The following is a 12,486-nucleotide window of genomic DNA, read 5'->3' as shown; positions in this document are numbered from 1 at the left end:
TCCTATACTTCGTACCGAATGAGGTGCGGGAAAAGACGAAATGACAGTGCACGACAGTGGGTTGATTTCATGCAGAGAATGCGGGCTTGTTTGTGCCATTCCTAATTTGGAATATGGCCAAGGAGCGGCGTGTCCTCGTTGCAACCATACCCTGCTAACAAGTGTGAAAAACAGCCACACCAAAGTTCTCGCTTACGGCTTATCTTGCGGCATCATGCTGGTGCTTAGCTGCATTTTCCCGTTCATGTCAATTCGCGTTCAGGGGCTGTCAAACGACATCGTATTATTGAATGCACTCAGCGTATTTCACTATTTCGACAACGATGTACTGGCTGCAATGCTGATCTTCACCGTGGTGCTCCTGCCCGTTTTGACCGTTGCAGCTTTGATGTATCTGTTCTTCAAAGCCAGTCGTTCAGAGCATTGTGAGCGCAACGCAAATCGATGGACGCAATTTCTCTGCCGCTTTGTTCTTCGTATTGAGCCTTGGTTGCTTGTCGATATCTTCTTTGTGGGTGTTTTGGTCAGCATCGTAAAAATTGCCGCTATGGCGGAGATGTCGCTGGGCCCTGCATTTTGGACGTTTTTTCTTTACGCACATCTGGTTTTGAAATGTTCGCGCGTGGCAGACAAGCAATGGCTTTGGGATCGACTGTTTCCCACTCAGTCTTACGCACATGTTCATGCTGGCGATACCCATCTCAGCCAAACACATCTTGTTTGCCGATTATGCAGCCAAATCAACCCAACACACGCATCAAACCAGCACGATCCCACGAAGTGCCAACGATGTGGCAGCGGCTTGCAGGTATTTAATCCCTCAACAATCCTAAACCGCTCAACGGCACTATTGATCACTGCGATCATCCTTTATATCCCGGCCAACCTCTACCCCATGATGTATACCACCAGCTTTGGCGCATCGGACGCATCCACCATCATGGATGGCGTGATCTTGATTTGGCAGTTAGGCTCATACCCTATTGCGCTGATCATTTTGACCGCCAGCATCATAGTGCCGATCACAAAAATGCTGATCTTGGTGCATTTACTCATCAAGGCGAAATCCTCAAGAAAACAAGGCTCAAGAGACGCTTTAATGCGACTGAAACAATATCGTTTTATTGAAATCATTGGTCGTTGGTCAATGATCGACATCTTCGTCGTCGCGATTCTCACCGCGCTGGTTCAGTTTCATCAACTCATGAGTATTACCCCCGGCCCTGCGGTGTTTTATTTCGCGCTGGTCGTCGTATTCACTCTGCTTGCGACGCACGCCTTTGACCCTCGCATTCTTTGGCAAACCGACGGCGTTTTAGCAGATGAGAATTTTGCTGCTTCACCGCCTCCGGTCTCAAGCCAACAGACACCGATAAAACAGGAAAAGCATGGATAAGGACAAGGCCGTTACCGCACAAGTGAAGCCCGCCAAACGCATGGCAGCAGTGTGGATCATTCCCATCGTGTCTCTTTTCGCGGGAATTTGGATGATCTACCAATACGCCAGTGAACAAGGGCCAGAAATCACCCTCACCGTCCCGACCGCTGAGGGTATGGAAGCGGGGAAAACGCTTGTCAAAGCGCGAAGCGTGAAAATTGGTGTGGTCACTAACGTGGCGTTGAGCAAAAACTACAACGAAATTTTGCTCACGGCGCGAATGGACAGTGGCACCGAAAGAATGCTGCGAGAAGATACGCTGTTTTGGGTGGTCAAACCCCGCATTGGAACAGAAGGTGTATCAGGGCTGGAGACCTTATTATCTGGCCCATATCTAGAACTCAGACCCGGCGAATCTGACGTGGAGCAAGACAAATTCACCGTTTTAGATTCCCCACCTGTCGCCCCCGCAGATACCAAAGGTTTGCGTGTGGTACTGACCTCTGACGATGCCGGTAAACTCGCCATTGGCGATCCTGTGATGTACGAAGGGTATACGGTCGGTCGTGTCGAAAAAGTCGGCTTCGACATCGACAAACGATACGCCACCTATCAGCTATTTATCTTCCAGCCCTACGATGCGTTAGTGCGCACACGTACTCGGTTTTGGCTCAATTCAGGGCTAGATATCAAGCTCAATGCTGAAGGTTTTAGTGTCAACATCGCTTCCATCGAATCCCTCATGATTGGCGGTGTGAGCTTTGGTGTGCCGGATGGGACATCTGACGGCCCTGCAGTCACGGAACAAATGCTGTCGTTTACGTTGTTTGATAATAAAAAAGAAATTCGTGAACGAATGTATGAGCGATTCGTCGCTTACGCCATGCTATTCAGCGAGTCTGTTCGCGGCCTAAACCCCGGTGCTGCCGTCGAGTATCGCGGCATTCGTATAGGCACCGTGATGAAAGTGCCTCTGCACCTGAGCCAAGAAGCTGAAATGGGATCAGAAAAAATTCCCGTGCTAGTACATATTGAAATGGAGCGAATCTATGACGCCTCGGTGACACTAAGTGACTCTGAGCTCCTGGCCGATTTTAACAAGTCATTTAGCAAGGGGCTTCGTGCATCACTGAAAACCGGCAACTTGCTCACTGGCGCCTTGTATATCGACACCGACTTTTATCCCAATGAAGACAAAGCAATCACTGCACAGCAATATTACGGCTATAACGTATTCCCAACCATTGATGGCGAATTTGTTCAGTTTCAACGCCAAATCGGCACCATTCTTACCAAGTTAAGTAAGCTACCACTCGACACCACACTGTCGTCTCTGGATGACACGCTAACCACCACACAACAAACATTAAAAACCTTTGATGGCCTTGGACAAGATCTGTCTGTGACCGTCAAACGTCTCGACGCCCTGCTTAAACAAAAAGACACGCAGCAGCTACCAAAAGAAATTCAAAACAGCCTGACGCAACTTCAAAAAACCTTGAAAGGCTTCAGCCCTGAATCAAGCTCTTACGCTGAACTTCAACAGGCATTGTCACAAGTTAACAATGCACTAGGGCAACTCGAGCCATTACTTAAAACCCTCAACGACTCGCCAGATGCTCTGATATTTGGCACCAGCGGACAACATGACCCCGTGCCCGTGAAAGGAAAACACCAATGAAGACTCTTGTCATCTCTGTTTTGGCTTTATGGCTGCTCTCTGCGTGCAGCGGCTCACAAAGCATTGAGCGCAACACTTACCTGCTCACAAGCGATTCCACGAGTAAAACCTATACCTTTAACAACAAGCCGCTTCTGCGCATTCCTACTGTTAGCGTCGCGGATATCCTTTCTGGCAATGGCATTGTTTACCAGATTTCAGACACTGAAACGATCGCGGCAAGCAATAACCTTTGGGCGGAAGGCTTATCTGAGCAACTCACCCGACTTATCATTGCTGGGCTTCGCGAAAAGCAAACACGCTATTGGCCGGTTGGCGCGTCGCCACTTTCCAATACCACACCCGCCAGCACTCTTTGGGTGAGCGTTGAGCAATTTGATGGCAGCTACACCGGCAACGCCACACTATCTGGCGAGTGGGCTTGGTTAGATAACAACGGAACTATCCTGTTTTCTGAAACCTTCCGAATCAGCGAGCCTTTACAACAAGAGGGCTATGTGGCATTGGTTGATGCCCTTTCCCTAGCACTCGATAATCTCACCACCCAGCTGGCTAACAAGCTGAATCATTGAGGTAGAGCCATGAAAACGAACACGTTACTTTCACTAATCTGCGTTTTCGGCACCCTGATCGGCATACCAACTGCCGCACAAGCAGATGACAGGATCACACTGGGCCGAACCATCGTGTTTAAAAACACCGATTACGGTGCCGATATTCCCTTGGTGATTTGCCGTCGTGTCGATGCCATTCAAGTCAAAGCCGACCGCGACATGTACCTTCAAAAAGTGAAAATCACCTTTAAAAATGGCGATACCAAAACCATTCGTTTCAACCGCAACGTCAAGGAAGACAAAACCACAGACTGGCGAAAACTGCCCTACAAACGTTGCGTTAAAAAACTGGAAGTGTTTGGTGAATCTGAAAATTCATCGGCTGGGATTCGGGTTTATGGGAGGCAGTGATTGATTGGCAGTCAAGGCATTGAGCAATAAAAAAGCCGCTAAAAAGCGGCCTAGTTATTCACGAGTATGTCTGTTGCTTGCAAAGACACGGATGTTCAAACTTTATATTCAACACACGCATCAATGAGAGATTTGATGTTCAAAACATGCTTTCTCAGCTTGGTTTGTGCCGCGTCGATCTGGTCGTCTTTGAGAAGTTCGCAAATGCTGCGATGATCTTCAATAATATCTTCAAACGCTTCGTGGGTGCTGGTTAGGTGACTGCGAATAGCACCAATATGGAACTGCACCAACTGGTAACTTTTTTGTAGCAGGCTGTTGTTGCAGTATTTGAAAAACGACTCATGAAACTCCCCATCCAACAACAGAAACGCTTTGAAATCCTTATTGCGGAGTTTGTGCTCCATTTTCACAATGCAGATCTCGAGTTCTTCTAGAAAAGCTTGCCTGCTGTGGCGCATAGATTCTTCAATGGCAATGGGTTCGAGATAGCTTCTAAAGTTACACAGTTCAACAATGGATTTTTCATCCGGCTGGAAAACAAAGCTCCCCTTTTGCGGAATGATGTTCACAAGGCCTTCTTGTTTCAAAATAAACAAGGCTTCGCGGACTGGTGTTTTGCTCACACCAAAGGTTTCAGACAATGAAGCTTCCGACAGTGGCTGACCCAATGAAAGCTCACCGCTCACAATAGACAAACGTAAGTTTTCCGCCACGTTTTCAGTCAGGCTTTTCGGGCGAATAATGCTTTTCAATTTCCTATCCTCAATCTGTTCAGTGTGGTAATTGACGGCTTCACGGAATGCTGCGGGGATGTCGATTTTTCGACGCGATGATGAAAATCCGCTCTGATTCAATTAAGAATATCTAACATATCAGATAACGCAAAATCCCGTTCGTCTGAGGCAGCATTTTGAGGGTTTAGCTCACAGTTTTTGAACTTCCCTCCCTGTGATTTTGCCAAAAACCGATTTCTCAGCCAATTTTGATACTCCAGCTAATATATTAGATCTTAAAATGACATAAAGCACTCCAGCCTGCTTTGGGATCACAAGGGGTGATCGTGCAAAGGAACAGGGAGCCATCACGATGCATGCACATTTGGATTTAGTTGGGGGAATGGCCGGAGATATGTTCTCTGCGTCCATGATTGATTTAATGCCAGACAGCGTTGAGGCTCTCATGGCAGCACTCACTATGCTGAGTGAAGGGAACGGCGTTGATATTTCAGTGGATAAGGCCATGGACAAAGGGCTATCTGGCACACGATTTCACGTACAGCTCAATGACACTCCGCACAACCATAAGCACCAGCACCAGCACCAGCACCAGCACCAGCACCAGCACCAGCACCATGATGATACACACCACACACATCGAGCGTGGAAAGACATTCGCCAATTTCTCCAACAGGCCAATTTGGATCCTGATGTATCAGCGAGTGCGATCGGCATTTTTCAATTGCTCGCCGAAGCAGAAGCGGCGGTTCACAACAAATCGGTTGAAGAGGTGCACTTTCATGAAGTCGGCGCGTGGGATTGCATTATCGATATCGTCTCTGCCAGTTGGTTAATCCATCACTCAGGCATCACGTCATGGTCGTGTTCTTCCGTTCCTTGGGGCGGCGGAACCGTTAACTGCGCCCATGGCACGATTCCTGTTCCAAGTCCCGCCACGGTGAATCTCCTGAAAGGCTTCACCATGATGGATGATGGCGTAAAAGGCGAGCGAGTCACACCGACAGGCGCTGCCATTCTGGCGTTTCTCAAACCACAACAAACCCTCCCCACAGGTAAGCTCATGAGCAGCGGCTTTGGCTTTGGTCAACGCCAACTGCCGGACAGAGCCAATTTGCTCAGAGTGACCATGTTTGACAGTGCGAAATCAATCGCCGCATCGGAATACCAACACACACAAACCATTGCCACTTTGCAATGCGACATCGACGATATGACAGGAGAAATGCTGGCTATCGCACGTGAAAAAATCCGACAGCAACCTGGCGTATTGGACGTTACCGAAGCCATTAGCCACGGCAAAAAGCATCGCCATATCAGCACGCTGACGATCTTGTGTGAAGAGCAGGCGCTATCTCAAACCGTGGATGTCGTGCTCAATCACACTTCGACCATTGGCGTACGATATTGGCCATGTCATCGCCAAATCCTTCCCCGCCAGCAACACACAGTGTCCGTTAATGGTATGCCCCTTGAAGTCAAAACCGTCACGCGTCCCGACCGTAGTATGACAAGCAAAATCGAAGCGGATCATTTGGTTGATGCTCACATGAATTACGCCACCCAAACCCAATTAAAACACGATGCAGAGAGGCAAGCACAAGATGAAAAATGCAAAAAGTAAGACGCAATTGCTTGCCGCGCATTTAAACGAACTTGGCAACGTCACTGTTGCGGTCAGCGGGGGCGTCGATAGCATGACGCTGGCGTTTCTCGCGCATCAAGTGTTGGGAGAACAAGCGAAAATTGTCCACTCCGTGTCGAATGCCGTACCGAGCCAAGACACAGCACGAGTGCGAGAATATGCGGAAAAATATGGCTGGAACATGTCCTTTGTGACAGCGGGGGAAACCGACAGCGTGGCGTATCGCGACAATCCAGTTAACCGCTGTTATTACTGCAAATCGTGCCTGTACTCTACCTTGTCTGCACTGAACCACGGCGTGGTGGTGTCCGGCACAAACCTTGATGATTTGAGCGACTATCGGCCCGGACTGATTGCGGCAAAAGAACACAAGGTTCGTCATCCGTTTGTTGAGGTCGGGATTGATAAACACACCTTACGTGAAATCGCCCATGATTTGGGTTTGCCTGCGCTGGCAACACTGCCAGCTTCACCCTGTTTATCAAGTCGCATTGAAACGGGCATTCACATTCTAGACCAACATCTCCACCTGATTGATGACGTTGAACTGTCACTGAAATCGAAACTAGATGCCGACAATTTGCGCTGTCGTATCCAAGGTTCGCAGGTGTGTATCGAACTCGATGAATCGACATTTCAATCACTCTCGCCAGACGCAATTCGTCAGTTCACCAATGACGTGGAAGCGATTGTTCATCGCCACAAGATGACGATCCCGATTGCCTTTCGCCCTTATCAGCGCGGCAGCGCGTTTATCGGAGCAAAATAATGCATGACATCATGATTGATTTTGAACGTCGCGCACGTTGTGGTGTGGAAGAGGCGATTTACTGCGAAAGTAAAAGCGTTGAACAAATTGAAGCCATCATCACCATGATGAGCAAAAGACAAGCACGCGCACTGTTCACTCGCCTCAATCAAACGCAATTTGACCAACTCACTGAATCAGCCAAAGCGCCATTGACCTACCACCCCATTGCTTGCATCGCGACCATGGGGGCTGTTACTCCGTTAAGCCTCGAAAACGCCCCCGTCGCTATCGTATCTGGGGGGGCTTCCGACCAAGCCGTTTGTCACGAAATCAGCCTAACCCTGAATTACCACGGTATCGCCGCAGTGCGTATTGAAGATGTGGGGGTATCCGCCCTTTGGCGACTGGAAGCCAGATTGGATGACATCAAAAAAGCCAAGATCATTATTGCGGTAGCAGGGATGGAAGCGGCACTGCCCACTGTGCTCTCTGGGTTAATTGCCAATCCCATCATTGCTGTTCCAACGTCTGTTGGATATGGCGTTGCATCAGGCGGCCACCTCGCGCTCAATGCGTGTTTGGGAAGTTGTGCAGCAGGGTTAATGACGGTGAATATTGATAATGGGTTTGGCGCAGCATGTGCCGCGATCAAGCTTCTCAATCAATTCGAAGGCTGACAACTGCTGGACAGATCGAGCGCTACCACGGCATCAATTTGCCTTGGGCATCAAACCTAAACTCAAGCGGATCTGACACACATTTCGCTGCTGAAATATCATCAATCTCATTGGCCAATGAGGTCGATACCATGATGGTATCCAACTCTAGCGTGTTCTTAATCCACACTATTTTGGCCGTTTGAATGTCATGAATGGGGGCAGTTTTTAGCGCGAACACGATCGCTTCTCGATCAGTGTTCATCACCATGGGGATTTTCGCGGTTGCTAACGTACCTGCCGTTGCCGCGTTGGTGTACATGGCCGACAGATCCAAGCTTTGCACCAAGCCTAAGGTAGTCACATCTGCCATGCCAATCCCAACACCATTGCCGTGTGTTGCTTTCGTTAATGCTAAGACCACAGTGCTTCGAATGCTTGGGCCATGAAAGCCCGCCACACCAGATCCGGGGCGTCCTGTCACATTCGGATCCATGCCTTCTCCGCTGATATTTTTGCCAATCTCTTGAATGATCAGCACATCAATGTCGGGAAACAAAATTTGTGCAATGTTTTGCTTGGCTTGGGCGAGATATCTCGGCTCAGCGTCCAATATATGTGCTTGCTCCACCGCCACAATGTCCATCAATTCATCATATGCATTTTCGATCAAACCAATCGCAAAAGGGATGTTCACTTTTTGCAGTAACCGCTCGCCCGCTTCGGGAATAACCCAGTGAAACTGATGGAATCCGTATCGATGCAGCGAAGACGCGCCAAGGTGATTGCCCAATCCAATGCAAAGCATTTTAAGCAAGCCACTCTCAACACCCCCTTTAAAATCGGCGTGTGGCTTAATCTTGTTGCACAGAATGATCCCGTCCGCTTCCATGGCGATTTTATCGAGATACAAAGGAATACCGTCGGGCATGGTTGCCACGTGAACGACATCCATAGACGAGCGGATCGGCACTTTCATCGACGCTTCAGTGATCCCATAAGACGCCAGAATCGCAACCTGCCCTTCCGCGTTGGCAGACCCATGGCTGCCCATAGAGGGCACGATAAAAGGCTCCGCTTCCTGAGCGTGTAAATAGGCGATGGTTTCTTGTAAAACGGGGATCAATCCCGATATACCGCGGCTCCCCACCGTTATGGCAAGTCGTTGACCTTTTAACGACGAACCATCAGAAAGGTTTTCCAATTCCTCGCGCATCTTTGCGGGGATATCATCCAGCTTTTGGCGTTTGAAGCTTTGTTGCACCTTGACCATCTTGGGAAGACCACAGTGAAACCCGCCATCTAGCACAAATGAAACGCCACCTTCAAACAGCTTGTTCCGCATGCCAACCTCTCGCTTCTTTATCTATTAATATCGATTCCTTCACGGAACAAAACGGAAAAAGAAGAGGGCCATGCCCTCTTCTCCATCAACCGAATGGTTTAAGATCTGAATCAGCTTTGGTTTGATGAATCTTTAATCGCCTGCATCCAAGCGTCATACACATCCGCACCTAACTTCTCGCGGTAGGCCTGACGAACAGGTTCAGTCGCTTCGATAAAGTGCTGACGCTGGGCTTCAGTCAACGCGTTAACTTTGGTGCCGGCTTCTTTAAAGGCTTCTAATTGCTGGCTTTCCTCAGCATTGACCAGTTGCTGCTGATAATCTTCCGCGCCTTTCATGGCGTCTTTTAGCAGCTTTTGATCATCTGCAGACAGAGACTGCCAGAATTCATAGTTCATCACAGGGATGTAGAAAGTAATAACGTGCCCCGTCAAACTCACGTAGTTTTGAACTTCATAGAAGCGCTGCGAGAAGATATGAGCGATTGGGTTTTCCTGACCATCAACCACACCTTGTTGAAGCGCAGAATACACTTCGCCAAAGTTCATTGGCGTTGCCGAAGCATTCAGTGAATTGAACGTTTGCACGTGTGCCGGCACTTTCATTGTGCGGATTTTCAACCCTTTCAAGTCGTCAATATCCGCAATTGGGCGGCTGTTGTTAGACACATGACGCACGCCATTTTCTAACCAACCTAAGCCCACAAGGTTCATGTTCGCCAAGCGACCTAGCATTTTATCGCCTTCTGCGCTGTGCACGGTGCGAAGGCCCGCTTCTTTACTTGGGTAAATGAACGGTAATTCAACCACATCAAAAGAGGGATCCCATGAAGAGAAGAATGACGAAGGTGAAACTGCCATTTGCAATGCGCCCGACTGAACGCCTTCAATCATTTCGCGATCGGGGCCCATTTGTGAGCTAGGGAAAATTTGCACTTCAAACTTCCCGTTAGATTTTGTTTCAACGTCAGTCTTAAATTGCTCTAACGCCCTGTGCAGGTGGTAATTTTCATTCGCACCATGTCCTACCCTGATAATTGTCGCAGACATCACGGACGTTGAAAGTGCCAGCATAGATACGGCTGCCGCCATCAGTAACTTTTTCATAGAGCCCTCTTTGGTATATAGGCAAAGTGTATTCTGAATATCGTGTTTTCGCTTTTCCGTTAGATGTATTCGCGTAATACGCTCACACAGCTTACTTGTTAACATCTGATATGTTAGATGTTAAGTATTATTGATGAAGTGATCTTTTACCGTGAGTGATGTCACGAAAATTTATTTACCACCCACTTGAAATTGAATATTTAATTTGAGTATCCATTTTGAGAACAGAAAGAAAAGCAGACAGATAAGGAATTGAAAGGATGTTTACAGTGGGATTTTACATGATGAAAAAATAATTAATAAAGGGAAAATTTAAAATAACAAAGACACTCAGAAAATGCACTGAGTGTCTTTATTTTTTGCAACTAGTTAGTAAACGATCTCTGAGAGATGCAATGATATTTCAGGAATAAAGGTGACAGCAAGTAGCAACACAATCATTGAAACCAAGAAAGGCAACAATGCACGTGATATTTTCTCGATACTGACATTTGAAACCTGACTGGCGACAAAAATATTGACCCCTAAAGGCGGTGTGCAAAAACCAATAGCAAGGTTAACCGTGAGAATGACACCGAACACGATAGGGTCGACACCCACTTTCATCGCCACAGGCAGCAAGATGGGTGTCAGTATGATGATGGCCGAAATCGTCTCCATAAACATGCCAATAATCAATAGCATAATATTTATCAGTAGCAGAATAACGATTGGATTATCAGACAAATTCACCAAGGCATTAGCCACCGCCGATGGTATCTGTTCAAACGTGACCAATCGACCAAATGCAGCGGCAAACACAACAAGCACCAAGATAGTTGCCGACGTCAATGTTGAGCGTGCAAATATTTTAGGCAAATCCGACAAGCCAATTTCTTTGTAGATAAACAAACCACAAATAATGGCGTACACGACCGCGACAGCCCCCGCTTCCGTAGGCGTAAATACGCCACCATAAATACCACCAAGAATAATAACCGGAACAATTAAGGCCCAAATAGAATCTCTAAATTGCTTCGCAACACCCATCCAAGAAAAAGGCGTTAAATCAAGTTCCATAACCGGTTGGTGGCGAACAACCCAACGACTGGTAATCATGAACATAATGCCAAACAACACACCTGGAATAACACCAGCAAGAAATAATTTACCAATGGATACTTCTGCAGCCACACCATAAATAATGAATGGAATGCTAGGAGGAATCATGACGCCAATCATGCCTGTTGCGGCAGTCAATGCAGCGGAGAATTCTTTCTTATAGCCTTGCTGATTCATCGACGGAATAATGTTCGATCCAATTGCTGCTACCGTGGCGGGGGCTGATCCGGAAATGGCGGCAAAGAACATGGATGCAATCACGTTAACATAGCAAAGTGAGGCACGAATATGCCCAACAAGTGATGATGCGAAACCAATGATGCGGCGAGACAATCCGCCTTGCTGCATCAGATCACCGGCCAAGACAAACAGAGGAACGGCAATCAAAGGAAAAGAGTCAGCGCCTGTCACGATTGAACGTGCCATCAAGCTAAGAGGAGGGGTTCCTTCTATCGCGCTCATGACAAGCAAAGAACTCATTCCCAAACTCATCGCAATGGGAACACCGAGAATAAGTAGCAGCCCTAATGCGCCGAACAAGATTAACCCTGACATCTCAAACACCCTCCGAGTTGGCGTATTGTGTTGGTTTTATGAAATAAAATTGAATGATACGGAAAACTGACAGCATCGAACCGACAGGCGCAGATGCATACAAGATGGCGATCGGAAGGTTAAGCACCACCGATTTTTGCGACAAAACATAAGGCAATGAAATGAGCTTATAAGATTGGTAAGTCATGATGATCAGAAAGAGGACGACCATCACATCAATGACCATTTCTAATTTACGCTTGAATTTGTCTGAAAGCAGGTCTTGAAAAAAGGTCACTTTCACGTGTTTGCGCTCTTTAAACGCGTATGAAATCCCTATCCATATAAACCAAATAAACGTCCACAACGTCAGTTCTTCTGACCAAGACAACGCATCTTGAAACACGTAACGCATGATCACTTGCATCATGATAAGCAGAACAATACCCGCCAGCAGCGCGCCTCCGAGCATTGATTCCAAGTTCTCATTGAGCCATTTCATTATCAACTACCATTCATCCAATCACTGATATATCAGATAGCATAGGTGCACTTATTGATGAAATAAAGCACAGAATCGCGATAAA

The 12,486-nt window shown here is 47.5% G+C and carries 12 protein-coding genes; 7 read left to right on the top strand and 5 right to left on the bottom strand.

Translation table 11 applies throughout. The features are described 5' to 3' along the window. Positions 1-40: 40 nt before the first annotated feature. The 4 genes from AB8599_RS19475 to AB8599_RS19460 are packed head-to-tail and all read left to right on the top strand — an operon-like array spanning position 41 to position 4,024. Entirely contained in the window at positions 41-1,396 is a 1,356-nt protein-coding gene (locus AB8599_RS19475) for a PqiA/YebS family transporter subunit (protein ID WP_407333388.1), read from the top strand. Further along, positions 1,389-3,059, top strand: a complete 1,671-nt coding sequence (gene pqiB, locus AB8599_RS19470) for an intermembrane transport protein PqiB (RefSeq protein ID WP_407333387.1) — start codon at positions 1,389-1,391, stop codon at positions 3,057-3,059. The genes AB8599_RS19475 and pqiB overlap by 8 nt, the downstream gene beginning before the upstream one ends. Then, positions 3,056-3,631, top strand: a complete 576-nt coding sequence (locus AB8599_RS19465; protein WP_407333386.1) for a membrane integrity-associated transporter subunit PqiC — start codon at positions 3,056-3,058, stop codon at positions 3,629-3,631. Before pqiB ends, AB8599_RS19465 begins: the two co-directional genes overlap by 4 nt. Positions 3,632-3,640: 9 nt before the next feature. After that, on the top strand, positions 3,641-4,024 hold the full coding sequence (locus AB8599_RS19460; RefSeq protein WP_407333385.1) for a DUF2541 family protein: 384 nt from the start codon (positions 3,641-3,643) through the stop codon (positions 4,022-4,024). Between the two features lie 95 nt (positions 4,025-4,119). Here AB8599_RS19460 and AB8599_RS19455 read toward each other — a convergent pair whose 3' ends face one another. Then, on the bottom strand, positions 4,120-4,881 hold the full coding sequence (locus AB8599_RS19455; protein WP_407333384.1) for a GntR family transcriptional regulator: 762 nt from the start codon (positions 4,879-4,881) through the stop codon (positions 4,120-4,122). A gap of 232 nt (positions 4,882-5,113) precedes the next feature. On the opposite strand from AB8599_RS19455, the gene AB8599_RS19450 reads away from it, so the two are divergent. Genes AB8599_RS19450 through larB form a run of 3 tightly spaced genes read left to right on the top strand, consistent with a single transcriptional unit; the run spans position 5,114 to position 7,834 of the window. Beyond that, positions 5,114-6,385 (top strand): LarC family nickel insertion protein, encoded by a 1,272-nt coding sequence (locus AB8599_RS19450; RefSeq protein WP_407333383.1) that lies wholly within the window; start codon positions 5,114-5,116, stop codon positions 6,383-6,385. Beyond that, complete coding sequence (locus tag AB8599_RS19445; RefSeq protein WP_407333382.1) at positions 6,366-7,175, top strand: asparagine synthase-related protein; 810 nt, start codon at positions 6,366-6,368, stop codon at positions 7,173-7,175. The genes AB8599_RS19450 and AB8599_RS19445 overlap by 20 nt, the downstream gene beginning before the upstream one ends. Beyond that, positions 7,175-7,834: a nickel pincer cofactor biosynthesis protein LarB gene (gene larB, locus AB8599_RS19440; protein ID WP_407333381.1), complete on the top strand. Its 660-nt coding sequence runs from the start codon at positions 7,175-7,177 to the stop codon at positions 7,832-7,834. Before AB8599_RS19445 ends, larB begins: the two co-directional genes overlap by 1 nt. A gap of 22 nt (positions 7,835-7,856) precedes the next feature. Here the strand turns inward: larB and AB8599_RS19435 are convergent, their stop codons facing one another. The 4 genes from AB8599_RS19435 to AB8599_RS19420 form a co-directional block, all read right to left on the bottom strand. After that, entirely contained in the window at positions 7,857-9,158 is a 1,302-nt protein-coding gene (locus AB8599_RS19435) for a lactate racemase domain-containing protein (RefSeq protein WP_407333380.1), read from the bottom strand. A gap of 110 nt (positions 9,159-9,268) precedes the next feature. Then, on the bottom strand, positions 9,269-10,264 hold the full coding sequence (locus tag AB8599_RS19430) for a TRAP transporter substrate-binding protein (protein WP_407333379.1): 996 nt from the start codon (positions 10,262-10,264) through the stop codon (positions 9,269-9,271). A gap of 369 nt (positions 10,265-10,633) precedes the next feature. Continuing rightward, a complete protein-coding gene (locus tag AB8599_RS19425; RefSeq protein ID WP_407333378.1) occupies positions 10,634-11,920 on the bottom strand; it encodes a TRAP transporter large permease in 1,287 nt (428 codons plus the stop codon). A gap of 1 nt (position 11,921) precedes the next feature. Further along, a complete protein-coding gene (locus AB8599_RS19420) occupies positions 11,922-12,401 on the bottom strand; it encodes a TRAP transporter small permease (RefSeq protein WP_407333377.1) in 480 nt (159 codons plus the stop codon). Positions 12,402-12,486 lie beyond the last annotated feature (85 nt).

It is taken from the genome of Enterovibrio litoreus, from assembly GCF_045679545.1.
GTDB lineage: Bacteria > Pseudomonadota > Gammaproteobacteria > Enterobacterales > Vibrionaceae > Enterovibrio.
The sequence above is the reverse complement of the archived record's forward strand: the minus strand, read 5'-3'. Positions and strand labels throughout refer to the sequence as shown.